This window comes from Halomonas sp. 5021, from assembly GCF_036663435.1.
GTDB lineage: Bacteria > Pseudomonadota > Gammaproteobacteria > Pseudomonadales > Halomonadaceae > Vreelandella > Vreelandella janggokensis.
In genome coordinates, this window is sequence record NZ_JAXOVU010000001.1 from 288,083 (window position 1) to 313,727 (window position 25,645).

The following is a 25,645-nucleotide window of genomic DNA, read 5'->3' on the forward strand; positions in this document are numbered from 1 at the left end:
GAAGAAATCGAATACTACGGAGAGATTGGCAGCCGCGCCTATGACCAGATCAGCGCGGCTTTTTTGTGGGCTGAATGCATGGAGGCTTTATGAAAGCGCAGCCAAACAGCCCCAACGCCCTTTGGGCCAAGCACGGCTACACGATAGAGCGTCAACAGCGCCGCGCAGGCGGGCCGAAGATTCGCACGATACGCAGCCCGGCGGGCGACGCGGTGCTGCATGACGCTGGTTATGACGCAGAAATGGACTGGATCAATGACAACCTCGAACCCCACCACCAAACGCTGCCCTAAATGCGGCTGCCAGCGCCTACGCCTTTTCTCGTCGATGAACTTGAAGCAGTGCGATGAGTGCCTGCATGAGTTTCCGTGGCGGCTTGAGCCCAGCCAGCAGCCGCTTGTGGGCCCGAGCCGCGACCGTTACATCATTACCGGAGATAAGAAATGATTATTCCCGTACACGCGGGCACCGTCGAGCGATGCCATAGCGCCGCCATGGAGCGCCTGCACGATCAGTTGATCAATGAACTGATGCAGATGTTTGAAGAGAAACTTTCCCTTGCTGCGGAGGCTGACGGCAACGCTAAACAAAATATCAAGCTACGCCGCGAGCTAGCAGCAATGCAACGGAGGGTGGCGTGATGATTGGCGGAGAGATAACAATCGCACAGCAAAAGCGGCGCATCGCCGATCTTGAAGCCCAGGTTGAGCAGCACAAAGCCGCCGAGGAAATGCAGATAGCGTTGCGGCAGAAGGCGGATGAGCGGGAGGCGGCGCTGGCGGCGCATGTTGAGCGGCTAAAGGAAGTTGAGAGAGATGAGCCGTGCTATGGGCAGATAGTTATGGAGGTTCTTGATTACTTGCCAGACACCAGCCTCGCCCGGCGCGACAAGATTAAACAGGCGGAAATGATAGAAGCGCTTGCCTTAAAAGCCGAGGTCAGCGATATCACCGCCGAAGCATGCTATGACGATCATAGTGGCAGCCCACTTGTGTTTGAGCGCGATGTTTCGGAAGCGGTAGCAGACTGGCTACGCCGGCAGTCCGAGCAATGTTAACCGACCTACCCAACGCCAGGCGCATCGCAGCACTGGTGAGGCGACGCCCGCCAACTGATACACCCGCGTGGCGACTATCGACACGACTGTTTAAGGACTATGGCCGCCACCAGGGCGGCTTTTTTATGGAGAGAATTATGCCAACAGTATTTGAAGAGCAGGAAGCAGAGCAGCAGCTGCGCGATGAGTGCGGCATACCCGATGATTGGGCAAGCAAGGCCATCACGATAGATATGTTCTTTTTGTCTGATCACGGTCGGCTGGCGAAACAGATTGCCGAAAAGTACGGGATAAAAGACTACTTCGAAGTCAGCCACATGGTGCGCCAGGCGTGCACGAGGCTATGTATGCCGGAAGGCTTGCGGATGTTCGAGTTCAAGCCGCCAACTGGCCACGAAATGGAAGGCCATAGCTTCCTACTCACTGCCACCAGGCGCGACCTTGAAATGGGCATCCCTAAATATCTTGGGCGGCTGGATACCGACCAGCTTTATAACGCGCAATCCATCGTTGCCGACCTGATCAAGCGGAAAACTGATGAGACTAAGCGCGTGGTCTGGCGTGTATGTGATGACTTCATGTGCCTGGGCAATTTCCGCGAGGATGAATACCTGAAAGCGGTTGAGTTCATGGCCGAGAAGGCAAAGGAAAAACATACCGATGAGCCGCGTGGCAGGCTTTGGCACAAAGAGCTTCAGATTGAGCTCAAGCCGCAAAGAGTTCCCGAAAGTGAGTACGAAAGCTTTTTTGAATAGCCGCCCAAGAGGCGGCTTCTTTTGCGCGGGAGGAAAGTATGCACCCACAATATGTAAGCACTAGCGAGCTATGCAGCCGTTACGGACGCAGCCGAGACACGTTACTTCGCTGGCAGAAAGAGAAGGGTTTTCCCAAGCCGGTTATCCAGGGAGGGCACGGCGCTGAATCACGTTGGCGAGAAGTCGACATTCAGGCATGGGAGGAGCGTCAGGTTGCCGCGTAATGGAAGCCTTGGCTGGTTTCGTAGCACCCGGGCAGCTAGAGCGGTACAATGCCTAAAATCGACATTGAACGCAGCCATGTAAAATCATAACGTGTACATGGCTGTGTACAAACTCCGGATAAAGCCCTTACATGACAGACGAAAAAGTTAGTAAGATCAATCATATACGCAATTTCTCGATCATCGCGCACATTGATCACGGCAAATCCACCCTATCAGACCGGTTGATTCAAACCTGTGGTGGTTTAACCGAGCGCGAATTGAAAGAACAAGTGCTTGACTCGATGGATATCGAACGCGAGCGTGGCATTACCATCAAGGCTCAGTCGGTAACGCTGGACTACACCGCGTCCGACGGGCAGGTCTACCAGCTCAATTTTATCGACACGCCCGGGCACGTCGACTTTTCTTATGAAGTGTCCCGCTCGCTTTACGCCTGCGAGGGCGCGCTGCTGGTTGTCGATGCCGCTCAGGGGGTTGAAGCCCAGTCGGTTGCCAACTGCTACACCGCCGTTGAACAGGGCCTGGAAGTATTGCCGGTGCTGAATAAAATCGACTTGCCCCAGGCCGACCCTGACAGGGTGGCTCAGGAAGTCGAGGAAATCATCGGCATTGATGCGACCGATGCCTGTCAGGTGTCCGCTAAAAGCGGGATTGGCATCGATGAGCTGTTAGAACGTCTGGTACGCGATATACCGCCCCCCAAAGGCGACCCTGACGCCCCCTTGCAAGCGTTGATTATCGACTCGTGGTTTGATAACTACCTTGGGGTTGTGTCGTTGGTTCGCCTGTTTGACGGTACGCTGCGCAAAGGCGACAAGATCCGAATCAATTCCACAAATAGGGATTGGAATACCACTGAAGTGGGTATTTTTACGCCGCTGCGCAAACAGACCGATATTCTGCGTGCTGGCGAAGTGGGCTTTATCGTGGCGGGTATTAAAGACATTCACGGTGCCCCGGTGGGTGATACCATCACGCATACCAAAACACCGGATGTGCCCAGGCTGCCAGGCTTTAAAAAGGTCAAACCGCAGGTGTATGCCGGGATCTTCACCGTCAATTCCGATGATTATGAAGATTTTCGCGATGCGTTGGAAAAGCTGGCACTTAACGATGCCTCGCTCGAATACGAACCTGAAAATTCGGATGCGTTGGGCTTTGGTTTCCGGGTAGGTTTTCTTGGCACGCTCCACATGGAGATCATTCAAGAGCGCCTGGAACGTGAATACGATCTGGACCTGCTGACGACCGCTCCCACGGTGGTCTACGAGCTTTCCATGAAAAATGGCGATCTCCTTTACGTATCGAACCCCTCCAAGCTGCCCGACATGGCCGACGTTGAGCAAATGCGCGAGCCCGTTGTGCGAGCAAGTATTCTGGTACCCCAGGAGTTTGTCGGGAATGTGATTTCCGAATGTGAACTCCGTCGCGGCACCCAGCTGGACATGCAGTTTCTCGGCAACCAAATCCAGTTGACCTACGAATTACCGATGTCTGAAGTCGTGATGGACTTTTTTGATCGATTGAAGTCTATTTCACGGGGTTACGCGTCGCTTGAATATAATTTTGAGCGTTTTGAAGCGGCCCAACTGGCCCGCCTGGACGTGCTGATTAACGGTGATAAAGTAGATGCCCTCGCGGTGATTATTCACCGCGATCACGCCCACTCGCGGGGTCGACTGCTGGTGGAGAAAATGAAAGAGTTGATCCCCCGGCAAATGTATGACGTGGCGATTCAGGCCGCTATCGGAGGGCAGGTTGTGGCGCGCTCCACTGTCAAAGCGCTGCGTAAAAACGTGACGGCAAAATGTTACGGCGGTGATGTTAGCCGCAAGAAAAAACTGCTGGAAAAACAGAAAGCTGGTAAGAAACGTATGAAGCAGGTCGGTCGGGTGGAGATCCCCCAGGAAGCCTTCCTTGCTGTACTCAAGGTTAACGACTAAGGAAGACGTCCACCCATGGATTTTGCATTACTGCTGGTACTTGCCGTTGCGCTTTCTGGCGTTATCTATTTGCTTGATGTGGTTTGGCTGCGTCCCAAGCGTCGGGAGCGTGTCGAGCGCGCCGACGCCAATACCCAGGAGGGGTTGGACCCGGCCACCCGGGAAAAGCTGCTTAAAGAGCCATGGCTAGTCGATTATTCGCGCTCATTCTTCCCGGTATTGCTGGTCGTGCTGGTGGTACGCAGCTTTATCGTTGAGCCGTTTCAAATCCCTTCCGGGTCGATGCGTCCGACCCTTGAGGTAGGCGACTTTATTCTGGTCAACAAGTTCGCTTATGGCCTGCGCCTACCGGTCGTCAATACGCGGTTCCTTGAAGTCGATGATCCTGAACGTGGCGATGTCATGGTGTTTCGCTTCCCTGAAGAGCCCTCGGTCAACTTCATCAAACGCGTGGTAGGCCTGCCTGGTGACCAGATTCGCTATGAAGGCAAACAGCTGTACATCAATGGCGAGCCGGTGCCCAAGGAGCTGATGGAAGAGAGCGCGACTCAGCAGCCGTTATTTGAAGAGCGTTTAGGTGACGTGGAGCATTATATCTATAACAACCCCCGTGATCCCGGGCCGCAGATGCGTGAGGTGGAGGTGCCCGAAGGCCACTATTTCACCATGGGCGACAACCGCGACCACTCCAACGACAGCCGTTACTGGGGGTTTGTGCCTGAAGACAATATTGTCGGGCGCGCCTTTGCTGTCTGGATGCACTGGGATGGTGGTCTGCCAAGCTTTACCGACGTGCGCCGTATTGAGTAATGAAAACAATCGTCATGTATAACCATTTATTTTTAGTCGACGTCAATGACGTAGGGGCCCCGTGAGTACTTCGTTAACCGCTTTTTGCCGACGTATTGGCCATACCTTCGGCGATATTACGCTGATAGAGCTGGCCATGACCCACCGCAGTTACGGCGGCCGCAATAATGAACGCCTGGAGTTTCTGGGCGATTCCATCGTCAATTTCGTGATTGCGGAAGCTCTTTATGAGCGTTTTCCGCAGGCCCGTGAAGGTCAGCTATCGCGCCTGAGGGCGCGTCTGGTTAAAGGACAAACGCTGGCAGAGCTGGCCAGGGAAATGACGTTTGGTGAATGCTTACGGTTAGGCTCAGGCGAAATGAAAAGCGGCGGGCATCGCCGGGAATCGATTCTGGCGGATGCGGTAGAAGCGGTGATCGGTGCCATCTACCTGGATGCAGGCATGGATGCCGTTCGCGAGCGTGTCCTGTCATGGTACGCCGAACGGCTGGCGGGTATATCGCTGCAGGACACCCAGAAAGACCCTAAAACACGGCTGCAGGAATTTCTTCAGTCTCGCCAGGCGGCGCTACCCCGCTACGAAGTTGTTAGCGTCAAGGGGGAGGCTCACGCCCAGATGTTCACTGTGGAATGTTACATTGATCTGCTGAGCGAACACACAACGGGCAAAGGCCCCAGCCGTCGCCACGCAGAACAGCAAGCCGCTGAAGAAGCGCTCGCCCACCTTGAAAAACGTCCTGGAGACAATGCATGAGCCAGTCCTGTGGATTCGTTGCGATTGTCGGCCGCCCCAATGTCGGCAAATCCACTTTGATGAATCGTATTCTGGGGCAGAAGATTTCGATTACCTCCCGGCGGCCGCAGACCACACGCCACCAGGTGATGGGGATCAAGACGGAAGGCGACGCCCAGTTTATTTACGTCGATACACCGGGCATGCACATCATGTCCAAAGATCGCAATAAAGCGATTAACCGGTTCATGAACCAGGCGGCGACCCAGGCCCTGCGTGACGTTGACTGTGTCGTGTTCATTATTGACCGCACTCGTTGGACCGATGAGGACCAAGCGGTGCTTAAGCGCCTTGAACACGTCGATGCGCCCATCATCCTGGCGGTTAACAAGGTGGACCGTCTCAATGACAAAAGCGACCTGCTCCCCTGGCTTTCCGAGGTGGGAGCGCGCCGTGAGTTTGCCGCCATTGTGCCCATTTCCGCCAAGCATGGTACCCAGGTAGATACCCTCGAGGAAGAGGTTGCCAAGCATCTTCCCGAAAGCATTCACTATTTCCCCGAAGACCAGATTACCGATCGTAGCCTGCGGTTCATGGCGGCTGAGCTGGTGCGGGAAAAAGTCATGCGCCAGTTGGGTGACGAGTTGCCCTATCAGATGACCGTGGAAATAGAAGAGTTTCGCGAAACTGAGCGCGTGACCCACATCAGTGCGCTGATTCTGGTGGAACGCCAGGGGCAGAAAGTCATTTTGATCGGTGAAAATGGCGAGCGCATCAAGAGCATTGGCCGTGAGGCGCGCCTGGATATGGAGCGTGCGCTGGGTACCAAAGTCATGCTGAATCTGTGGGTGAAGGTTAAACGTGGCTGGTCAGACGATGAGCGCGCGCTGAAGAGCCTGGGCTACGATCTCGATTGAGCATGGCAATGTCGGCGGAGCCGGCCTTCCTGCTTCACCGAAGGCCATACCGCGAAACCAGTGCGCTGGTGGATCTGTTGACACTCCACCATGGGCGTATCCGAGCGGTCGCCCAGGGCGGTCAGCGACCCACGTCAAAATCGCGCCAGCGGCTTCAGCCTTTTACTCCTCTTCTAGTAACCTGGCGAGGCGAACGTGAGCTCAAGCGGCTGAACCTGATGGAATCACGGGGAGCGACAGCGCTGTTGGCGGGCGAGGGCCTGCTTTGTGGGTTTTATGCCAACGAGATTGCGACTCGCCTGTTGCCGCTGGAACTGCCCGCAGGCAATGTCTTCGCCTTTTACACGGCCTTGCTGGAGGCGCTGCCGGTGCCAGCCGCCCGTGCGCTGGCGCTGCGCCGTTACGAATGGTCGCTCCTGGAGGTCCTGGACGCCACGCCACGCTTCTGCACCCCCGACGGTGGCGCACTCGATCCACATGCCCACTACCGATTCGATGCGGCCAGCCGGGCGTTCATCCCGGCCGCCAAAGGGCTGGACGGTCGAACCCTGCGCTATATTGATCACCATGACTGGCAGGAACCGACACTTTCCAATGCGTTGAAAGCCGTCATGCGTGCCGCCCTGGCACCGCATCTGGGGACCACCGCATTACGCTCCCGGGAGTTGATGCGCGATCTCGCCCAGCGTCGCCAACGTTAGGTAGTCACCCTTTATAAAACTGGAGGCCATTTATGCATCCCCCCCGGATACTGTTAGGTGTCAACATCGATCACATTGCCACGTTGCGTCAGGCACGCGGCACCCGCTATCCGGATCCTGTGCAGGCGGCGCTGTTAGCCGAAGAGGCGGGCGCCGACGGCATTACCGTGCACCTGCGTGAAGATCGCCGCCATATCCAACCGCGCGACGTGAAGCTGCTCGCCGAGGTGCTCAATACGCGCATGAACCTGGAAATGGCGCTGACCGAGGAAATGCTGGCCCTTGCCGAGGAGATTCGCCCCGCCCATGTATGCCTGGTGCCCGAGAAGCGCGAAGAATTGACCACTGAAGGCGGTCTCGATGTGGCGGGTGGTTTCGACGCTGTTGCCAGTGCCTGCCAGCGACTTGCGGCAGTCGGTTGCGAGGTGTCGTTATTCATTGATCCGGACGCTGACCAGATCGATGCGGCGCAGCGCACGGGCGCGCCGGTCGTTGAATTGCACACCGGGGCGTATGCCGAGGCGCGCCCGGGCAGTGAGACAGCCACGGCCGAGTACCAGCGGTTAACCGCTGCCGCCACGCACGCGGTATCACTTGGGCTGGTGGTCAATGCCGGCCACGGGCTGCATTACCATAACGCTGAGGCCATCGCCGCATTGCCGGGCATCAATGAGTTGAATATCGGCCACGCGATTATTGCACGCGCTCTCTTTGTTGGTCTGAAAGACGCCGTTGCCGAGATGAAACGGTTGATAATCGCGGGTCAGGAAGCCGGTCTGATGGCGGCGCTGGATGCTCATGACCATGAACATGAGGAGCAGCACGGTCATGTCCATGATGGCTGCTGTGGGCACTGATCCGTGATCGTCGGTATCGGCTCAGATATAGCGCGGATAGAGCGTTTTGAGCGGGCCTTAAAGCGTCATGGACCGCGCTTCGCACTGCGTATCCTGGGCCCTGAAGAACACGTCATGTGGCAGCAGAAAGCGCATCCCATCGCCTTTCTGGCCAAGCGGTTTGCGGCCAAAGAGGCTTTTGTCAAAGCGCTGGGCCTGGGATTGCGGCATGGGTTGCAGTGGCGCGATATTCAGGTGCTCAATGATGCCCTGGGCAAACCCTACTTTAACCTCCAGGGGGCTGCCGCAGAGAAAGCGTCAGCCGCCGGGGTGGCCGCTCTGCATATCACGTTAAGCGATGAAGATGACTATGCCATTGCGTTTGTAGTCCTGGAAAGCTAAGTGGTCCTGGAAAGCTAAGTGGTCCTGGAAAGCTAGGTCGTCCTAGCCAAGCGTTCCGCGCTGGGCAATGAGCTTGTCCATGGCCCGGTAAAGATCGTTGATGAGGGTGTCCGCATGGTCCAGCCCGCTGGTGCGCAGCCGGGTTTCCAGGGTCTCGACAATCAGTGCTAACTCGGGGGTCCCGCAGTAGCGGCTGGCACCGTTCAGGTCGTGGACGCTGTCCAGCAGCGCTTCAATGTCGCGCTGCTGATGAGCGGCATCCATGGCTTGCCGCGTGGCGGGCAAATTGTCGATCAGGCGCTTGATCTGGGCCCGTGCAATGTCATCCTTGCCGCCGGCCAGGCGTGTACCCAGCGTCAGGTCGATTACCGGTAACGTGGCAGATGTCGAGGTTTCGCTGGGCAGCTTTTTAGTCGGCAGGGGCGCTGAATCCGGTGCGTCAATGCCCAGGAACCGGTTGAGCAATTGGTTCAAGTCATGTTCGTCTATCGGCTTGATAATCACGTCGTCCAGCCCTTCGGCCAGCCAGTGCTGACGCTCACTATTCAACGCGTGCGCGGTCACCGCAATGATCGGACAGCGGCTCCAGGCATTGCTGATGCGTCGCAGCGTCTGGGTGGCTTGGACACCATCCATCTCAGGCATGCGGATATCCATGAACACCATGTCAAACGTCTGCTCCCGACCAATCTTGATCGCTTCATGACCGCTTTCCGCCAAGGTAATGTGCCGACCGGGTGCCTCCAATAACGCACTGAGCAGTTGTCGGTTGGATGTATTGTCGTCGACAACCAATAATCGATACCCCTCGTCCGCGGCAGGTAACGCCGGAAGAGGAGCGTTTTGGAGGGAGGGGACTTCGCTGACCGACACCAATAGATGCGTCAGCGAGACAGCCAGTTGCGAACGGGTAAATGGCTTGCAAAGCAGCTCGCCTTTGAACGGAAAATCGAGTTTTGGCAGTTCAAAGCTTGACCCGTTGACCAGCACCAGTACGGGACACTCGGCGGCACGGATGATGTCCTGCCACTGGCTAAGCGCCTTGGGTTGTAAATCATCCTGGTCAAGACTGATGAGCAACAAATCGCTGGCCGCGTTGCTGGAAAGCGCGACCGGCATTGCTCCCCAGCGTTCCAGTAGATGATCCAGCACATGGCGCGTGGTGGTGTGTGGTTCGTGAACGCGGATGATCGGACCGTCAAGGCGCAGCTCTGGGCTGCGCTCGTCGGCGTGGGTGGCCTGGAGGGGCAGGGTAAAAGAGAACGTCGAGCCTTTATTCAGTTCGCTCTCGACGCTGATCTCGCCCCCCATACGGTGAATGAGCTGACGGCAGATGGTCAAGCCGAGCCCGCTGCCGCCAAACTGCCGGGGGTGGCTGGGCTCGGCTTGAGAAAAGGCGCTGAATAACTGTTGCTGGTGTTCTTCGCTCAGGCCGATGCCTGTATCGCTGACGCTGATATTCAGCACGACATGTTTGCCCGCATAGTGCTCCAGCATGACCCTGACGACCACATCGCCCTGATGGGTAAACTTGAGGGCATTGCTGAGCAGGTTATTGAGCACCTGGTGCAGTCTGAGCGGGTCGCCGCTGAGCGGTGTTGGCACATCGTCGTACACCATGGCCACCAGATGAAGGTGTTTACGCTGGGCTTCGGGGGCATGCAGGCCGAGAACCTCATCAACCAGCGTCACGATGTCGATATCGGCTTCTTCCAGGGTTAGCCGGTTGGCTTCCAGCTTGGAAAAGTCGAGCACATCGTTGACCAGCATGAGCAGGTTATCGCAGGCCCTATGCACGTGCTGTAGCCAATCGCGCTGGCGGGCATCCAGGGATGAACGGCCCAGTAGCCGACAAAATCCGATGATCCCGTTCAGTGGTGTACGGATCTCGTGACTCATGTTGGCGAGAAACTCCGACTTCACCGTATTGGCCCGCACCGCGCTGCGATGGGCCAAGTCGAGCTTGATATTCTGTTCTTCGATGGTCTCCATGGATTCCTGGAGTTCGCTGGTCGCCTGTTCGATTTGCGTTTGCATGTCATGTTTGGCGCTTTGGAGATGACGGGCAAGGGCATTGATCTGTTGGGCTAACCGGTTAAGCTCGACGGCGTCATGTGACATCGCCGTTTGCTCATAATCGCCCCGCGTCAGGCGATAAAGTGCATGGTTTGCCTCTTCAATGGGCCGCGTGACATAGCGGCTGATCGCAAAGGCAATCAGGAACAGGCAAAGCCCGAGAAGCATGCCGCCCAGGCTTAAACTGGCAATCATCTGATAGCGAGCAAGGTTTAGTGAATAGGTGTCAATCGTGGCTTCGAGCCACCCCGCTCGTGAGGGAGATTCGTTGCCTGTCGTCGACGCCTCCAGAGGAGCTTGCAAGCGCCATCCATCATCAGTGGTGACCAGTTGTGTGGTATCGGGATATGACGAGAGCGGTGATGCTGAGTTGGTGCGCCCGCGCACCATGAGACGGTTTTTTTGATTATCGAAGATGGTGACTGAACTGATGCTCGGCTGTGCCAGGAAGTCGGCAACGTGGGTGTCCAACTGATCAATATCTGTTTCCAGTAACGCCTCTGCCATGTCGGGGGCAATGGCGTGACTGGCGCTTACAATACGCTCCTCTAACAGCGCGTGGGCTTTTTGGTCGTTTTGGATGATGAGCAGTATCGCCATGCAGGCATAGACCACAAGCGGAAGGCCAAGCAGCGCAAAAAGAAGTCGCGTGTTCAAAGACATGAAAGCAGCCTGCTGATTCAAGAGGGTTACCTGTCCAGTGTACGTTAGCACCGATATAATGTAGGTAACGATCACGATAAGGAATTGATGCGATGGATTATCCCACGTTAGAAGAGGTGGTTGGCAACACGCCGTTGGTGCGTCTGAAGCGTATCAGCGCGGGGCGTAACAATACCCTCCTGGCGAAACTGGAAGGTAACAATCCGGCAGGGTCGGTGAAAGACCGGCCCGCGTTGTCGATGCTCAGCGAGGCAGAAGCGCGCGGCGATATTACGCCCGGCGACACGCTGATCGAGGCCACATCGGGCAATACCGGGATTGCCCTGGCGATGGCCGCTGCCATTAAGGGTTACCGCATGGTGCTGATAATGCCCGAGAGCGCATCCGAGGAGCGTAAGCAGGCCATGGCAGCATTCGGCGCTGAGCTGGTGTCGGCAAGTAAGGAAGGCGGCATGGAAGAAGCCCGGGATATTGCCGACGGCATGATCGCTCGGGGGGAGGGCAAGCCGCTCAACCAGTTCGCCAATCCGGACAATCCCCTGGCCCACTATCGGACGACAGGCCCTGAAGTCTGGCGGCAGACGGGCGGCGAAGTCACCCATTTTGTCAGCTCCATGGGGACAACCGGTACCATCATGGGGGTATCGCGTTATCTGAAAGAGCAGAATCCTGCCATCCAGATTGTTGGCCTGCAGCCAGCAGATGGGGCGAGCATTCCGGGGATCCGGCGCTGGCCGCAGGAATATCTGCCAGCCATCTTTGAAGCGCCACGAGTGGATGCCACGCTGGATATTGCCCAGCACGAAGCCGAGGAGCACATGCGGCGTCTGGCGCGTGAAGAGGGTATTTTTGCGGGCGTCTCCTCCGGCGGGAGCCTGGCGGGCGCGCTGCGTATTGCCGAGCAGGTGGAAAATGCCGTGATCGTGTTTATCGTCTGCGATCGCGGAGATCGCTATCTTTCCACGGGCTTGTTTGCCCCGGAGGTATAGATGGCCATGCTGGGAAAACGGCGACCGCCGCGTCCCGCGTCGGGGCATTCCGGGCTGGCACGCCAACCCACGGCGAAACCCTCGAGCCAGTCGCCGCAAGAGTCAAACACGCTGGTGATAGAGCGCCTGGCGCATGACGGCCGGGGGGTGGCTCACAACGCCGAGGGCAAAACGGTTTTTATCGACCAGGCGCTACCCGGCGAGTACGTTGACGTGGCGGTTCACCAGACCCGCAAGCGCTACGACGAAGCGCACGTCAAAAATCTGCTGACCCCCTCGGCGCAGCGTGTTGCGCCGCCGTGCCCGCATTTCAGCCATTGCGGCGGCTGCGATCTTCAGCACATGACGGTGGCGGCGCAGCGCGAGCATAAAAGGGAGGTGGTTCGCGATTTAATGGCCCGCCAGGGAATCGAACTGGGTGAGATCGAATCGTTGCACGACGATGTTCAGGGCTACCGTCGGCGGGCGCGCCTGGGCGTTAAGGTCGATGCTGACGGCCATCCACGGCTGGGCTTTCGAGCGGCCCATTCTCACAGACTGATCGACATCGAACGCTGTGTGGTGCTGGTCGATGGGTTGCAAGCGCTGATTGCTCCCTTGCGCGATCTGCTGGCAACGCTGGATGCCCCGCGTCAGGTTGGGCATATCGAACTGCTGGCGACCGCCAGCCAACGGGTCGTTCTGGTTCGTCAATTGAAAGCCAATCCATCGGACGCCGAGCGCTGGCAGGCGTTTGCTGATCACCACCAAGTCGCTTTAGGCACCTGGTTAGGGCGTGAGAGCCCGAGACTGCATTGGTATGGTGCAGCGCCGGTACTGGAAGAGACCCTCGATAGGCCGGATGCGACGCCATTGACCCTTCATTTTGCGCCTGGTGACTTTTTACAAGTCAACGCCGCCGTGAATCAGCAGATGGTCAATACTGCCATGCATTGGCTGGCGCTTTCGCCCGGCCAACGAACGATGGACCTGTTCGCCGGTATCGGTAACTTCAGCCTGCCAATGGCAGCGGCCGGAGCTTGTGTACATGCCGTGGAAGGCAGTCCTGCCATGGTCGAGCGGCTGGCGGATAATGCCCATCGAAATCGACTTGATGTGACGGGCCAACAGGCCGATCTCAGCGACCCGGATACCGTCGCCTCCCTGCTCAAGGCCGAAGGTCTGGAGGCACTGGTGCTTGACCCGCCACGTAGTGGGGCCGAGGTCATTTGCCAAGCACTGGCGCGCAATCCGGTTGCCAGGATAATGTATATTTCCTGTGATCCCGCCACGCTTGCCCGTGATGCGGCACATCTTGTGCATGCAGGTTACCGCATCAACCGCGTCGCAGTGGCCGACATGTTCATGCACACTGCACATATGGAAACGCTGATGCTGTTTGAACACACTAAGTGTGCCTAAAACGTCGTTAGCCTCGGCAGCGGTGTCGCAAACGGCTGCCTCGAATGGATGAGAATCGTCATGGTAAAAGTGCGTGAAGACCAGCCGCTAACTGACAGCGGAACGGTGGACTTGCAGAAATGGTTATCTCGCCTGCAAGAAGACGTGCGTCTTCCGGAACCAGCGCGTTTACGCGAGGCCTGTGAGCTTGCTCAAACCCTGGAGCTCGAGGCGCCCAGGTCACACCGTGTGTGGCTGACGCCGGGTTCCAGCTTTCGTATGGGCCTGGAGATGGCCGACATCCTGGGGGAACTCAAGCTCGACCAGTCAACGTTGGAAGCAGCCGTTCTCTATCGTGCGGTGCGAGAAGGCCTGTTGAGTTTGGAGGGAGTCACCAAGCGCTTCGGTGATGAGGTGGCCAACCTCATCGATGGTGTCTTGCAGATGGCCGCGATCAGCTACCCGCTGGCCCCCAACCATGGCATGGGCCAGCACAACCAGCAGGAAAACCTGCGCAAGATGCTGGTCAATATGGTCAGTGACGTGCGCGTGGCGCTGATCAAAATTGCCGAGCGTACCTGTGCCCTGCGCCAGGTCAAAGATGCGCCCCGTGAAAAGTGCCAACAGGTCGCCCGGGAAGTGGCCGATATCTATGCACCGTTGGCGCACCGCCTGGGTATTGGCCAGCTCAAGTGGGAGCTGGAAGACCTCTCGTTTCGTTATCTCCACGAAGATGAATACAAAGCGATTGCCAAGCTACTGGCGGAAAAACGCCTTGACCGGGACCGCTATATCAATGATGTCGTAGAGACCTTGAAAGGCTTGATGGAAGCTCAGAACATCCACCATTACGATGTCGATGGGCGCGCCAAGCACATCTATTCGATCTGGCGCAAAATGAAGCGCAAGCGGATCGATTTTTCCCAGGTTCACGACGTACGCGCCGTACGTATCCTGGTGCCTGAAGTGGCCGATTGCTACACGGTATTGGGGATTGTTCATTCCCGTTGGCATCACGTACCCAACGAGTTTGACGACTACATTGCCAACCCCAAGAAAAACGGCTACCAGTCGCTGCACACGGCTGTGATGGGACCGGAAAACAAGGTTCTGGAAATTCAGATTCGCACCTTTGCGATGCACGACGAAGCCGAGCTAGGGGTCTGTGCCCACTGGCGCTACAAGGGCCACGACACCAACGCCAAGAGCCGCAGCTACGAGGAAAAAATCGCCTGGCTGCGCCAGGTGCTCGAGTGGCAGGACGAGGTTGGCGGCTTTGGCGACCTGCGCGAAGGGCTTTCAAGTGATGTCGCCCCGGACCGCATCTACGTGTTTACCCCCGATGGCCACGTGATCGATTTGCCACGGATCGCCACGCCTATCGATTTCGCCTATCGCGTGCACACTGAAATTGGACACCGTTGCCGCGGGGCCAAGGTCAATGGCCGTATCGTGCCGCTTACCTACAAGCTGAAATCCGGTCAGCAGGTCGAAATTCTTACAGCGACAAAAGGCGGGCCAAGCCGGGACTGGCTCAACCCGAGTCTTGGCTATGTGCGCACCTCCCGGGCCCGGGCGAAGATCCAGGCCTGGTTCAAGTACCAGGCCCGCGATCAAAACCTGGACGAAGGTCGCGTGCTTTTTGATCGTGAAATGCGCCGCCTGGATGTCGATGGGCTCGATCTTCCCAAGCTGGCCAAAGCGGTTAATTACCAAACGCCGGATGACATGTATGCCGCCTTGGGGGCGGGCGACTTGCGCATTGGACAGGTTCTTCACCAGGCCCAGCAGCTGTTTGGTGAAACCGATGACCAGGACCAGCTCGACCGACTGCTGGCCAAGCCCAAGCGTCAGTCCAGCAAGGCGACCAAAAGCGATATTACCGTGCTGGGGGTCGGCAACCTGAAAACCAGCATGGCGAACTGCTGTCGCCCGGTTCCCGGCGAACCCATCGTCGGTTTCATTACCCAGGGTCGCGGCGTGACGGTACATCGCCAGGATTGCAGCAACATCCTGCAATTGCGCCTGGACGAACCCCAGCGCATTATTGAGGTGGAGTGGGGTGAGCGCGCCGAGACGCGCTATCCGGTAACTATCGAGATCCAGGCCTGGGACCGTTCAGGCCTGCTGCGCGATGTCACCGGTCTGCTGGGCAACGAAAAAGTCAACGTGCTGGCGGTGAATACGCTGACCGACACTGACGAAGGTATTGCCCGGCTTCGCATTACCCTGGAAGTCGATGGTCTGGAAGCGCTGGGGCGTCTTTTCTCACGTATTCAACAATTGCCCAATGTGACCGAGGTGCGTCGCCTGCGCGACACCGACCCGGACAAGACAACGCGGGGGGGAAGGGGCTGATGCGTTACTCGCTGGATGATTTGCTCACCCTGATGCAGGTGCTTCGAGACCATGAGCAGGGCTGCCCCTGGGATATCAAGCAGGATTGGGACAGCATCGTGCCTCACACTCTTGAAGAAGCCTACGAAGTGGCCGATGCCATCGAACGCCGCGCTTTTGATGAATTGCCCGGCGAGCTGGGCGATCTGTTGTTTCAGGTGGTTTACTACGCCCAGTTCGGGGCGGAAGAGCAGCGCTTCGATTTCCATGACATTATCGATACGCTCACCGACAAGATGTTGCGTCGCCACCCGCATGTCTTCCCCGACGGCACCTTGAACTCACGTCGACCACCGGGGGGCAGTGCCAGGGACGTACAGACACAGCAGGTGAATAGCCGCTGGGAATCGCTGAAAGCCGCAGAACGTGACGAAAGGGCGCGTGCTGACAGGGCAGGCGTACCTGCCTCGGTGCTTGATGACGTGCCCCGAACCCTGCCCGCACTTAGCCGTGCGGCCAAGCTTTCCAAACGCGCGGCAAGGGTGGGCTTTGACTGGCCGGATTCCCATGGCGTTCTGGCCAAGATCCGCGAAGAGCTTGATGAAGTGGAAGAGGCCCTTGCCGCAGGCGACCAGCAGCACGCCCATGAAGAAGTCGGTGATCTGCTGTTTGCCGTCACTAATTTAGCACGCACGCTAGGGGCCAACCCGGAACAGTGCCTGCGCGCGACCAATGCCAAATTCGAGCGGCGCTTTCGCTACGTAGAGGGCGAACTCAGCGCTGCAAAGCGGCCACTCGCCGAGGCCACGCTGGACGAGATGGAAGCCCACTGGCAGGCAGCCAAAGCCGAAGACACCCAATAACATCGTTATCAACCGTTTATACGCGACCCCTGCAAGGAGGCCACGCCATGAGCCATGATCTACACGAATCGCTGCGCGATAACGTGCGTATTCTGGGCGACAGCCTGGGGCGTACCATTGCCGACGACCTAGGCCAATCATTTGTCGATAAAATCGAAACCATTCGTGCCCATGCCAAGCAGGGGCGGCAGGGTGATTCGCTACAGCAACGTGATTTGATTGAATACCTGCGTCAGCTACCTGAGCAGGATTTGCTGCCCGTCACCCGTGCTTTCAACCAGTTCCTCAATCTCGCCAATATCGCCGAGCAGCACTACCGGGCGCGATTCCGCCGTGTTGAAGACTACAAGCCAGGCTCGCAGCCGGTGCTGGGCGAGCTGCTCAAGCGCGCCGAGCAGGCAGGCAACTCGCCGCGCAAGCTTGTCGAGAGCCTTGCCAATATGCGGGTTGAACTGGTGCTCACCGCGCACCCTACCGAAGTCATTCGCCGCACGCTGATTCAAAAGTACGATGCCATCGACGACTGCCTGACGGCCATTGAAGGTTCTGATGACTACCCTGAGCGTGGTGCCCGCGCACAGGGGCGGCTGGAGGAACTGATCAGTCAAGCCTGGCATACCGACGAGATTCGCCATGAACGACCCACGCCCGTCGATGAGGCCAAGTGGGGCTTTGCCGTGATTGAAAATTCGCTGTGGCAGGCGGTGCCTGACTTTCATCGTGATCTGGACAACCTGCTGCTCGATACCGCTGGCGAACGCTTGCCGCTGGACGCCGCGCCCATTCGCTATGCCTCCTGGATGGGAGGTGACCGGGATGGCAACCCGAACGTCACGGCCAAGGTCACCAAAGAAGTGCTTCTTTTGGGGCGTTGGATGGCAGCAGACCTCTACCTGCGTGACCTTGAGCAACTCAAGACCGAGCTCTCCATGTGGAAGGCCAATAGCGCCCTTAAAGCCGAAGCGGGCGACGTGGCAGAGCCTTACCGCGAAGTACTGAAGCGCCTGCTGGCGAAAATGGAGTTCACTCGCGACTGGGCAAAGGCCGAGCTGGAGGGGCATAACTATGACGGCGGGCCGATTATCGAAACCCGCGACCAGCTGTATGCGCCCTTGCTGGCCTGCTACCGTTCTCTGTGCGATGTGGGCCTGGACACCATCGCCAACGGCGCGCTGCTGGACACCCTGCGCCGGGTGGCGGTCTTCGGCGTCACGCTGACCAAGCTCGACCTGCGTCAGGAAGCCAGCCGTCATGCCCAGGTAATGGAAGAGCTGACCGACGCGCTGAACCTGGGTCACTACCGTGAGTGGGATGAAGCCCAGCGCCAGGAATTTTTACTGGCCGAACTTGAATCGCGGCGGCCGCTGATCCCGCGCCGCTGGGAGTGTTCGGCAGAATCCCGCGAGGTGCTCGATACCTTCAAGGTGGTCGCCCAGGAGCACAGTGAAGCGCTGGGGACCTACATCATCTCCATGGCGGCTGAACCGTCAGACGTGCTTACCGTAGCGCTGTTGATGAAAGAGGCCGGCGGCAACGTGACCCTGCCGATTGCACCGCTGTTTGAAACCCTGAACGACCTGGATCACGCAGGCGACGTGATCGACCAACTGCTGGCGCTGCCGGGCTATCGCAAGCTGATGCGCAAGGGCCAGGAGGTGATGATTGGCTACTCGGATTCTGCGAAGGACGCCGGGCAGCTGGCCGCCGCCTGGGCCCAGTACCGCGCTCAGGAGTCGTTGGTCAATGTGTGTGAGCGCCATGGTGTCGACCTCACCCTGTTTCATGGCCGCGGTGGCACCGTTGGCCGTGGCGGCGGCCCCGCCCACGCGGCGATTCTTTCCCAGCCGCCTGGCTCGGTGAACGGCAGCCTACGGGTGACTGAACAGGGCGAGATGATTCGCTTCAAGTTTGGTCAGCCCGATATTGCCCTGCGTTCGATGGAAATTTATGCCTGTGCGGTGTTGGAGGCCACGCTGCTGCCGCCGAGGGCACCCGAACCGCACTGGCGCGAAGAGATGGACCAGCTTTCCAGCGTTGCCCACGCCGCCTATGTTGGCGTTGTGCGTGAAGACCCGGACTTTGTACCTTACTTCCGTTCGGTAACACCGGAAGGCGCACTGGGTAGGCTGCCGTTGGGCTCGCGGCCAACTAAACGCCGCCAGGATGGCGGGGTGGAGACACTCCGCGCGATTCCGTGGATTTTTGCCTGGACGCAGATACGTCTGATGCTGCCCGCATGGCTGGGTAGTGGCGAGGCGTTCTCGCACCGGCTGGCGCAGCCGGGCGGGCGCGAAGTGCTACAGGAAATGCGCAACGAGTGGCCGTTCTTCGGCACCTACCTCGATATGCTGGAAATGTTGTTGGCCAAAGCCGACGTGGCGATTGCTGCCTACTACGAGCACCGCCTGGTGGACGAGCCTTCGTTGAAGGCATTGGGTAAACAGTTGCGTGAGCGGTTCGCACGGCTGGAAGAGTCCGTGCTGGATATTCTGCAGCAGGAGGAACTGCTGGAAAATACGCCGCTGATTCGTCAGGCGATTGATGTGCGTAACCCCTATATCGATCCGCTCCACGGCTTGCAGGCGGAGCTCTTGCAGCGTAATCGTGACGCCGACGGGGCTATCAGCGCCGATCTTTCAAGAGCACTGATGGTTACCATGGCGGGGATTGCGGCCGGTCTACGTAATACGGGCTAGTTTTTATCACCATCAGCGTTTTTGTCACCATCAGGAGGCGTCAATGTCATCAGATGCTCAAGCGGTACTCGATTTCTGGTTTGAGGCCTTGACGCCTGCGCAGTGGTTTAAAAAAGACCCCGAGATGGATCAGGCGATCCGGGAGCGGTTTGGCACTCTGCATGCCCAGGCAGCGCAGTGCGAGTGTTACGCCTGGCGGAAAACGCCCCAAGGGCGGCTCGCGGAGATCATCGTGCTGGATCAGTTCTCGCGCAATATCTATCGCGACGACGCCAGTGCCTTTGCCACCGATACCTTGGCGCTGGCGCTGGCTCAGGAAGCGGTGGCCGCTGGCGCCGATGCTGAGTTTTCCAGTGAGCAGCGGGCGTTTCTGTATATGCCCTATATGCATAGCGAGTCGGCGACAATTCACGAGCGGGCGATGGAGCTGTTTAACCAGCCTGGGTTGGAGAAAAACCTCGACTTTGAAGTGCGCCACAAAGCGATTATTGATCGCTTTGGGCGCTACCCGCACCGCAATGCGCTTCTGGGACGGGACTCTACCGACGAGGAACTGGCGTTTCTGAAGCAGCCCGGGTCGTCTTTTTAACCGTTTATTTATCTCTTTCAGCCACATGGCGTTCTATGACGTTACGAAAATCTACCCGTATCAATAAATATATCAGCGAAAGCGGTCTGTGCTCACGGCGGGAAGCCGACCGTTTTGTGGAGCAGGGCAACGTCTGGATTAACGGTCGCCGGGCGACCACCGGTGATCAGGTGGTGGCAGGCGATCGGGTCAAGGTGAACGGCCAGGATATCGAGCCCCAGGAAGAGGAAGATCTCGTCCTCATAGCGCTCAATAAACCGGTGGGTATCGTCTGTACCACGGAGCCGAGCGAAAAAGACAACATTGTCGATTTTGTAAAACACGGCACGCGCATTTTTCCCATTGGCCGGCTGGATAAAGACTCCCAGGGACTGATCCTGCTCACCAATAATGGCGACCTGGTGAACAAGATTCTGCGTGCCAACAATCACCATGAAAAGGAATACCGGGTAACGGTTAACAAGCCGATTACCGATGACTTTATTCAAGGGATGCAGAACGGGGTGCCCATTCTTGGCCAGGTCACTAAAAAATGCCAAGTGGAGAAGGTATCCACCTTCGAGTTCACGATAACGCTGGTGCAAGGGCTGAACCGCCAGATTCGCCGCATGTGTGACTATTTCGGCTATGACGTCACCCAGCTCATTCGCACGCGCATCATGAATGTGTCGCTAAAGGGCCTGGCGCTGGGTGACTGGCGTGACCTGACCCCGAAAGAGATCGCGACGCTTGAGGCGTTAACCGCCAGTTCAGAGGCCAAGCCCGCGCCGCCGTCTGCTCCAAAGCGTTCGGGCGGTCAGAACAAATCCCGGAAAAATGCGGCGGGTACGCCGGGCAAGCGTGGCGGTAAATCCGGTGACAAAACGCCGAGCAAAAGGGCGGGAAAAGCGGCGGGAAAACGCACTGCCAGCGCCTCGGGGCGGCCCAAGGCCAAAAGCGCTGGCGGCAAACCAGCGCTTAAAGGCAAGTCGAGTGGGGTTCCTTCCGGCCGGAAAGCAGCCGGACAGGGCAAGCCTGTGAAAAAAAAGCCGGTTAAAGGAAAGCCGGCCCCCCGCCGAAAGTAGTGGCGATGGCGTCAGGCTGCATAGGCAAACAGGAAATTGCCAATCAGCTCCTTGCCGCCCTCGGTTGCAAACGATTCCGGATGGAACTGAATGCCGTGGATGGGATAGTCCCGGTGTTTAACGCCCATCAACTCAAACTCGCCGACCGCCTGCCAGCGGCTACGCTGTTCAAAGTTGTCCGCCGCCAGGGCGCCAACCGTGGCGGTCACTTCCAGGCACTCGGGCAGGGTGGTCGCATCGGCAATCAGTGAGTGATAGCGCATCACTTCAAGCTGGTCGGGCACGCCGTTAAATACCGAATGGTTGTTGTGGTTGATGGGACTGATCTTGCCGTGCATGGGTAGCGGCGCCTTGACCACCTGGCCGCCGAACACGTGCACAATGCCCTGCATACCCAGACAAACCCCCAACAGCGGGGTGGTCTTGCCAAGCTTTTCTATCACCTCGGCACAGACGCCAAAGTAACGCGGGTCATCCGGTGAACCGGGGCCGGGGGAGATAATAATGCGGTCCGGCGCCATGGCTTCAATCGCTTTGAAGTCGATCTGGTTGTTGCGCTTAACGAGTATCTCGAAATGGGGCACCTTACCGCGATTTTTTTCCGTGGTCAGAATCTCACCGATGAACTGGTAAAGGTTATAGGTGAAGGAGTCGTAATTATCGATGATCAGTACCTTCATGCTTGGCTCTCCATGTCCGTCTCCATAAAGGGGGCAAGGGCTTTGCGGGTGCCGGCAAACTTGCGGCGAATCTCTTCGTATTCATCCGCAGCATTACTGTCAAAGACGTTACCGCCGCAGGTTTGCACATAGGCGCGCTCGCCGTTCACGAAAACGGTACGGATGGGAATCGCAAAGGTGCAGTCGCCGTTGAACGAGAACTGGCCCACGGCGCCGCCGTAGGGGCCGCGCCCATCGGTCTCCAGATCGTCGATGATTTTCATGGCTTCGATCTTGGGCGCGCCGGTGAGGGTGCCCGCCGGGAAGTTGCTGGCCAGGGCACTGAACATGTCGTCACCTTCGGCGATAATGCCGACAATTTCGCTTGAGATATGCTGAACGTGGCTGAAACGCTTGATATCCATCAGGCTGCGCACCTTTACCGTGCCAAACTGTGCCACCCGGCCAATATCATTGCGGTGCAGATCGACGATCATATTGTGCTCGGCGATCTCTTTGGGGTCATTGAGCAGAGCCCGGGCAAGCTGGGTATCCTCTTGAGGCGTTTGACCACGAGTTGTTGTGCCCGCCAGCGGGAACGTCTCCATTTCACCCTGGCGCAGCCGGAATAGAAGCTCGGGGCTGGCGCCAATCAGCTTCTGATCGCCAAACTTGACGTAGTACATCTGCGGCGAGGGATTAATGGTGCGGAGCTGGTCATACAGCGCCAGGGTATCGCCCTGAATCCGGAAGCGCTTTTTAAAGCCGACCTCGCACTGGAAGACCTTGCCGTCGATGATGTCCTGTTTCACCTTGGCCACGGCCTTGGCGTGCTCCGCCTGGCTCATGGTATCGCCCAGGGCCGTGATATGCAGCGGGCCGGGCGGCGCGTCCTCGGCGTCAATCAGCGTCTGCAGGAACTCGTAGCGGCTATTGTCGTAGTAAAAATAGATAACCTCACCGGTCATCTTGTCGAGAATCAGTCCATCTTTATAGAGCCCGAACCGGAACGTATCGAAATCATCGCTGGCTTTTAACGTCAGCGATGGCTCGAAGTACTGCATCGCGTCGTAACCGAGGTAACCGCTTAATCCGCCGGCGTATTTACGCGAAATAATATTCTGCGGGATGAGGCTGCGCAGCAGTTCATATGGGTTATCGCTCGGATAGTGGTTGGCATGGCCGTCGCGGTCTTCGATCGTCAGCGTCTTGCCATTGGCATAGAGCGTGTATTCTGGGTCAAAGCCGATGATCGAGTGGCGCGCCATGTGGCTATCTTCGCCCAGCGACTCCAGCATGTAGCAGTTAGTAAACTGCCGCTCGATTTTTTGAAACAGGGCAAAAAAGTCGCAGTCCGCCGCCAGCGTCACATAGTGCGGCTTGCGCGGCAGCGTAAACGGCTCAGGCCCTGTCGATGCATGCGTATCAGCAGTGGTCATGATCAATCATTCCGTGAAGTGGGTAGCGAAGAAAGTGGCGATGTTGAAGAGGGTAACGTGGCCAAGGCGCGGGAACCCCGTGATACCGTAGCGATGCCCACGCCCAGTGTTTCGGCAATTTTGCGGTGTGGCACACCCTCGCGTAGCAGCTTAAAAATCTGTAGGCGCTTGCTGATTTCTTGATACTCTGCAGGGGTCAGCAGGCTGGCCAGCGCCTCATCCATTGCGTCCGGCGAGTCGATGGCGAGCAAGTGCCGAATGAGTTCAGCCTGATAGTGTTCGTTTGAGGGCATGGTCAAGGCCGATGAATAAGTGTGTACTAGCGTACTAGTACGGTATATTGTTAGCTGGAAAAGTCAAGCAGTGAGTGTTGAATTACGTTAAGGAACGTCGATGACCGGTTATTTTATTCAAGCCTTTATTTACCTAGTTGCCGCGGTGATTGCGGTACCGCTTGCCAAGCGTTTTGGCCTGGGATCGGTGCTGGGTTATCTGGTGGCCGGGGTGGTGATTGGCCCTATCCTGGGGCTGGTGGGGCAGGAGACCACCACCATTCAGCACTTCGCCGAGTTTGGTGTGGTGATGATGCTATTTTTGGTGGGCATGGAGCTTGATCCCAAGGGCCTTTGGGCGATGCGCGTGCGTCTATTTGGTCTGGGCGGGCTTCAGGTAGCGCTAACGACGACGGCTGGCACCATCATCGCTTGGTGGCTGGGGCTTGTTTGGCAAACTGCCCTGGCAGTGGGGTTGATTTTTGCGCTCTCTTCCACAGCCATTGTGCTGCAAACGCTCAATGAGAAAGGGCTGGCCAAAACAGAAGGCGGGCGCAGCGCCTTCTCGGTGCTGCTGTTCCAGGATATGGCGGTGATTCCCATGCTGGCGTTGATTCCGCTGCTGGCGCTGCCCGAGCTGATGGGTACCGGCGGCAGTGATGGCCACGCCAGTTTAAGCTTGGTCGCGCACTTGCCCGGCTGGGCGCACGCCTTGGTGGTCGTCGCCGCTATCGCCAGCGTGATAGCGGCGGGCTACTATCTAGTACCGCTGCTGTTTCGCTATGTGATTGGCTCTGGCCTGCGCGAGGTATTTACCGCCACGGCGCTGATGCTGGTTATTGGTATCGCCGCCCTGATGAGTGTGGTCAATCTATCTCCTGCCCTGGGGGCCTTTCTGGCGGGCGTGGTGCTCGCTAACAGCGAGTTCAAACATGAGCTGGAAGCCAATATTGAGCCTTTCAAAGGTCTGCTGCTGGGGCTTTTCTTTATTACCGTCGGCGCGGGCATCAACTTCTCGGTACTGGCGGCAGAGTGGGGGACGGTACTCTCGTTGGGCGTAGCGGTCATCGTTGTCAAAGGTTTAATTTTGCTGGGCTTGGCACTGCTCTTTCGAGTGCATGGCAGCAACGGCTGGCTATTCACGTTAAGCCTTGCCCAAGCCGGTGAATTCGGCTTTGTGCTGCTCACCTATAGTGTACAAAACAACGTGATTTCGACCGATATCTCCCAGGTGCTTTCGCTAGTGGTGGCACTTTCGATGTTCGTGACGCCGCTGCTGTTCATTGCCTATGACCGCTTAGTGCTACCGCGTTACCTAACAGTCAAAAACGATGACCGGGAGGCCGATACGATAGAAGAGCAGGCGCCGGTTATCGTGGCAGGCGTAGGGCGGTTTGGGCAGATTATCTGCCGCTTGCTGCGCGCTAATAACATTCCCATTGTGGCGCTGGATCTCGAGATCGAACAAATCGAGAACCTGCGAAAAATTCGCATAAAAAGCTATTTTGGTGACGCCAGTCGCTCCGATTTGCTCGAAACGGCGGGAATTGAGTACGCTCGGCTGCTCGTCATCGCGCTGGATGATCGCGACCGTGCCTTGCAGATGGTCAGGCATGTCAAGCGTGCCTACCCCCATGTTTGGGTGCTTGCCCGCGCCTTTGACCGCGGCCACAGCTACCAGTTACGTGAAGCGGGGGCTGATGATGTGGTCAGTGAAACCTACCATTCGGCGCTGGAACTGGGTGGCCACGCGCTGACCGCCGTGGGCGTTCATCCCATGCGCGCCAAGCAGATGACCTGGGCATTTGTACAGAACGAAGAGGCCCACGAGGATGAGCTCTTTGCTGCCTGGAAAGAGATAGAGGGAGGTATCAGCTTCAGCCCCCGCTACGGTGAGCTGTTTATGAAACTGGAAGAATCCCTCAATAGTGCCATGCACCAGGATTGGCCCGAGCCTCAGCGTGAAGATGTGCCGATCTGGACGCCACCTGAAGCGGATAAGCAATGATCCCCTTCATTGCTGACGTGCTAAGACAAGCAATGACATTAGCACAAAAGGGCCAGGCTCAAGAAAATGCCTGACGTTGGATACCGGAAAGTCCTATCTAAGAATCAGGTGTGGCAAAAAAAGCTCCGATTAGATTGATTAGGTCGTCGTGTAGCGCATTCGGGTTATCAATACTGCCTTGCCAAGTAAGCTATCGGCGCCCATCTGCCGGTGGATGGCAAGGAAATGC

Annotated in this window: 24 protein-coding genes; 20 read left to right on the top strand and 4 right to left on the bottom strand. The window is 57.5% G+C overall.

The genetic code is table 11. From position 1 onward, the window contains the following. The first annotated feature begins 89 nt into the window (after window positions 1-89). The 12 genes from R3F64_RS01525 to acpS all read left to right on the top strand — a co-directional run bounded on the left by R3F64_RS01525 (window position 90) and on the right by acpS (window position 8,381). Entirely contained in the window at window positions 90-293 is a 204-nt protein-coding gene (locus tag R3F64_RS01525) for a hypothetical protein (protein ID WP_332609384.1), read from the top strand. Window positions 294-443: 150 nt separating this feature from the next. Continuing rightward, complete coding sequence (locus R3F64_RS01530; RefSeq protein WP_332609386.1) at window positions 444-641, top strand: hypothetical protein; 198 nt, start codon at window positions 444-446, stop codon at window positions 639-641. Next, window positions 638-1,057 carry a hypothetical protein gene (locus tag R3F64_RS01535; RefSeq protein ID WP_332609388.1) on the top strand — a complete coding sequence of 140 codons (420 nt, stop codon included), beginning with the start codon at window positions 638-640 and terminating at the stop codon, window positions 1,055-1,057. Before R3F64_RS01530 ends, R3F64_RS01535 begins: the two co-directional genes overlap by 4 nt. A gap of 137 nt (window positions 1,058-1,194) precedes the next feature. Beyond that, the gene (locus tag R3F64_RS01540; RefSeq protein WP_332609390.1) at window positions 1,195-1,812 is read left to right on the top strand and encodes a hypothetical protein; all 618 of its coding nucleotides are present in this window, start codon (window positions 1,195-1,197) and stop codon (window positions 1,810-1,812) included. 38 nt (window positions 1,813-1,850) lie between these two features. Further along, window positions 1,851-2,036, top strand: a complete 186-nt coding sequence (locus R3F64_RS01545) for a helix-turn-helix transcriptional regulator (RefSeq protein ID WP_332609392.1) — start codon at window positions 1,851-1,853, stop codon at window positions 2,034-2,036. Between the two features lie 131 nt (window positions 2,037-2,167). Beyond that, window positions 2,168-3,982, top strand: coding sequence for a translation elongation factor 4 (lepA, locus tag R3F64_RS01550; RefSeq protein WP_332609393.1), 1,815 nt, complete (start codon window positions 2,168-2,170; stop codon window positions 3,980-3,982). 15 nt (window positions 3,983-3,997) lie between these two features. After that, window positions 3,998-4,792 carry a signal peptidase I gene (gene lepB / locus R3F64_RS01555; protein WP_199283440.1) on the top strand — a complete coding sequence of 265 codons (795 nt, stop codon included), beginning with the start codon at window positions 3,998-4,000 and terminating at the stop codon, window positions 4,790-4,792. A gap of 61 nt (window positions 4,793-4,853) precedes the next feature. Beyond that, complete coding sequence (rnc, locus tag R3F64_RS01560; RefSeq protein WP_066320021.1) at window positions 4,854-5,546, top strand: ribonuclease III; 693 nt, start codon at window positions 4,854-4,856, stop codon at window positions 5,544-5,546. Continuing rightward, on the top strand, window positions 5,543-6,442 hold the full coding sequence (gene era / locus R3F64_RS01565) for a GTPase Era (protein WP_085918787.1): 900 nt from the start codon (window positions 5,543-5,545) through the stop codon (window positions 6,440-6,442). The genes rnc and era overlap by 4 nt, the downstream gene beginning before the upstream one ends. Window positions 6,443-6,450: 8 nt before the next feature. Further along, window positions 6,451-7,143, top strand: a complete 693-nt coding sequence (recO, locus tag R3F64_RS01570; RefSeq protein WP_085918786.1) for a DNA repair protein RecO — start codon at window positions 6,451-6,453, stop codon at window positions 7,141-7,143. 32 nt (window positions 7,144-7,175) lie between these two features. Then, window positions 7,176-8,000, top strand: a complete 825-nt coding sequence (gene pdxJ / locus R3F64_RS01575) for a pyridoxine 5'-phosphate synthase (RefSeq protein ID WP_268901448.1) — start codon at window positions 7,176-7,178, stop codon at window positions 7,998-8,000. A 3-nt stretch (window positions 8,001-8,003) separates the two neighbouring features. Beyond that, window positions 8,004-8,381: a holo-ACP synthase gene (gene acpS, locus R3F64_RS01580; protein ID WP_268901447.1), complete on the top strand. Its 378-nt coding sequence runs from the start codon at window positions 8,004-8,006 to the stop codon at window positions 8,379-8,381. Window positions 8,382-8,423: 42 nt separating this feature from the next. On the opposite strand, the gene R3F64_RS01585 is transcribed toward acpS, so the two are convergent. Beyond that, window positions 8,424-11,120 (bottom strand): ATP-binding protein, encoded by a 2,697-nt coding sequence (locus R3F64_RS01585; RefSeq protein ID WP_309781237.1) that lies wholly within the window; start codon window positions 11,118-11,120, stop codon window positions 8,424-8,426. A gap of 92 nt (window positions 11,121-11,212) precedes the next feature. Between R3F64_RS01585 and cysM the strand changes: the two genes are divergently transcribed. The 7 genes from cysM to rluF are packed head-to-tail and all read left to right on the top strand — an operon-like array spanning window position 11,213 to window position 21,038. Then, window positions 11,213-12,109: a cysteine synthase CysM gene (gene cysM / locus R3F64_RS01590; protein ID WP_186255542.1), complete on the top strand. Its 897-nt coding sequence runs from the start codon at window positions 11,213-11,215 to the stop codon at window positions 12,107-12,109. Further along, window positions 12,110-13,510, top strand: a complete 1,401-nt coding sequence (locus R3F64_RS01595; protein ID WP_264823254.1) for a TRAM domain-containing protein — start codon at window positions 12,110-12,112, stop codon at window positions 13,508-13,510. A gap of 60 nt (window positions 13,511-13,570) precedes the next feature. After that, window positions 13,571-15,847: a GTP diphosphokinase gene (relA, locus tag R3F64_RS01600; RefSeq protein WP_264823253.1), complete on the top strand. Its 2,277-nt coding sequence runs from the start codon at window positions 13,571-13,573 to the stop codon at window positions 15,845-15,847. Then, window positions 15,847-16,689 (top strand): nucleoside triphosphate pyrophosphohydrolase, encoded by an 843-nt coding sequence (mazG, locus tag R3F64_RS01605; RefSeq protein WP_332609397.1) that lies wholly within the window; start codon window positions 15,847-15,849, stop codon window positions 16,687-16,689. The genes relA and mazG overlap by 1 nt, the downstream gene beginning before the upstream one ends. Before the next feature lie 47 nt (window positions 16,690-16,736). Further along, window positions 16,737-19,385, top strand: a complete 2,649-nt coding sequence (gene ppc, locus R3F64_RS01610; RefSeq protein ID WP_332609399.1) for a phosphoenolpyruvate carboxylase — start codon at window positions 16,737-16,739, stop codon at window positions 19,383-19,385. Window positions 19,386-19,428: 43 nt separating this feature from the next. Then, on the top strand, window positions 19,429-19,974 hold the full coding sequence (locus R3F64_RS01615) for a DUF924 family protein (RefSeq protein ID WP_332609401.1): 546 nt from the start codon (window positions 19,429-19,431) through the stop codon (window positions 19,972-19,974). A 35-nt stretch (window positions 19,975-20,009) separates the two neighbouring features. Continuing rightward, window positions 20,010-21,038 (top strand): 23S rRNA pseudouridine(2604) synthase RluF, encoded by a 1,029-nt coding sequence (gene rluF, locus R3F64_RS01620; RefSeq protein WP_085918776.1) that lies wholly within the window; start codon window positions 20,010-20,012, stop codon window positions 21,036-21,038. Window positions 21,039-21,049: 11 nt separating this feature from the next. On the opposite strand, the gene R3F64_RS01625 is transcribed toward rluF, so the two are convergent. Genes R3F64_RS01625 through R3F64_RS01635 form a run of 3 tightly spaced genes read right to left on the bottom strand, consistent with a single transcriptional unit; the run spans window position 21,050 to window position 23,429 of the window. Then, window positions 21,050-21,718: an anthranilate synthase component II gene (locus tag R3F64_RS01625; RefSeq protein WP_085918775.1), complete on the bottom strand. Its 669-nt coding sequence runs from the start codon at window positions 21,716-21,718 to the stop codon at window positions 21,050-21,052. Then, window positions 21,715-23,136, bottom strand: coding sequence for an anthranilate synthase component I family protein (locus R3F64_RS01630; RefSeq protein WP_264823248.1), 1,422 nt, complete (start codon window positions 23,134-23,136; stop codon window positions 21,715-21,717). Before R3F64_RS01630 ends, R3F64_RS01625 begins: the two co-directional genes overlap by 4 nt. Window positions 23,137-23,138: 2 nt before the next feature. Next, window positions 23,139-23,429 (bottom strand): Trp family transcriptional regulator, encoded by a 291-nt coding sequence (locus R3F64_RS01635; RefSeq protein WP_085918773.1) that lies wholly within the window; start codon window positions 23,427-23,429, stop codon window positions 23,139-23,141. Window positions 23,430-23,529: 100 nt separating this feature from the next. Here R3F64_RS01635 and R3F64_RS01640 point away from each other — a divergent pair, with 100 nt between their 5' ends. Continuing rightward, window positions 23,530-25,416 carry a monovalent cation:proton antiporter-2 (CPA2) family protein gene (locus R3F64_RS01640; protein WP_332609409.1) on the top strand — a complete coding sequence of 629 codons (1,887 nt, stop codon included), beginning with the start codon at window positions 23,530-23,532 and terminating at the stop codon, window positions 25,414-25,416. Window positions 25,417-25,645: the final 229 nt, after the last annotated feature.

Coding starts and splice junctions, on each gene's coding strand:
- lepB (WP_199283440.1), top strand. CDS start 3,998: ATGGATTTTGCATTACTGCTGGTACTTGCCGTTGCGCTTTCTGGCGTT.
- R3F64_RS01585 (WP_309781237.1), bottom strand. CDS start 11,120: ATGTCTTTGAACACGCGACTTCTTTTTGCGCTGCTTGGCCTTCCGCTT.
- R3F64_RS01615 (WP_332609401.1), top strand. CDS start 19,429: ATGTCATCAGATGCTCAAGCGGTACTCGATTTCTGGTTTGAGGCCTTG.
- relA (WP_264823253.1), top strand. CDS start 13,571: ATGGTAAAAGTGCGTGAAGACCAGCCGCTAACTGACAGCGGAACGGTG.
- R3F64_RS01630 (WP_264823248.1), bottom strand. CDS start 23,136: ATGACCACTGCTGATACGCATGCATCGACAGGGCCTGAGCCGTTTACG.
- R3F64_RS01545 (WP_332609392.1), top strand. CDS start 1,851: ATGCACCCACAATATGTAAGCACTAGCGAGCTATGCAGCCGTTACGGA.
- R3F64_RS01640 (WP_332609409.1), top strand. CDS start 23,530: ATGACCGGTTATTTTATTCAAGCCTTTATTTACCTAGTTGCCGCGGTG.
- era (WP_085918787.1), top strand. CDS start 5,543: ATGAGCCAGTCCTGTGGATTCGTTGCGATTGTCGGCCGCCCCAATGTC.
- R3F64_RS01625 (WP_085918775.1), bottom strand. CDS start 21,718: ATGAAGGTACTGATCATCGATAATTACGACTCCTTCACCTATAACCTT.
- recO (WP_085918786.1), top strand. CDS start 6,451: ATGTCGGCGGAGCCGGCCTTCCTGCTTCACCGAAGGCCATACCGCGAA.
- mazG (WP_332609397.1), top strand. CDS start 15,847: ATGCGTTACTCGCTGGATGATTTGCTCACCCTGATGCAGGTGCTTCGA.
- R3F64_RS01525 (WP_332609384.1), top strand. CDS start 90: ATGAAAGCGCAGCCAAACAGCCCCAACGCCCTTTGGGCCAAGCACGGC.
- R3F64_RS01530 (WP_332609386.1), top strand. CDS start 444: ATGATTATTCCCGTACACGCGGGCACCGTCGAGCGATGCCATAGCGCC.
- lepA (WP_332609393.1), top strand. CDS start 2,168: ATGACAGACGAAAAAGTTAGTAAGATCAATCATATACGCAATTTCTCG.
- R3F64_RS01540 (WP_332609390.1), top strand. CDS start 1,195: ATGCCAACAGTATTTGAAGAGCAGGAAGCAGAGCAGCAGCTGCGCGAT.
- cysM (WP_186255542.1), top strand. CDS start 11,213: ATGGATTATCCCACGTTAGAAGAGGTGGTTGGCAACACGCCGTTGGTG.
- rluF (WP_085918776.1), top strand. CDS start 20,010: ATGACGTTACGAAAATCTACCCGTATCAATAAATATATCAGCGAAAGC.
- R3F64_RS01635 (WP_085918773.1), bottom strand. CDS start 23,429: ATGCCCTCAAACGAACACTATCAGGCTGAACTCATTCGGCACTTGCTC.
- ppc (WP_332609399.1), top strand. CDS start 16,737: ATGAGCCATGATCTACACGAATCGCTGCGCGATAACGTGCGTATTCTG.
- R3F64_RS01595 (WP_264823254.1), top strand. CDS start 12,110: ATGGCCATGCTGGGAAAACGGCGACCGCCGCGTCCCGCGTCGGGGCAT.
- pdxJ (WP_268901448.1), top strand. CDS start 7,176: ATGCATCCCCCCCGGATACTGTTAGGTGTCAACATCGATCACATTGCC.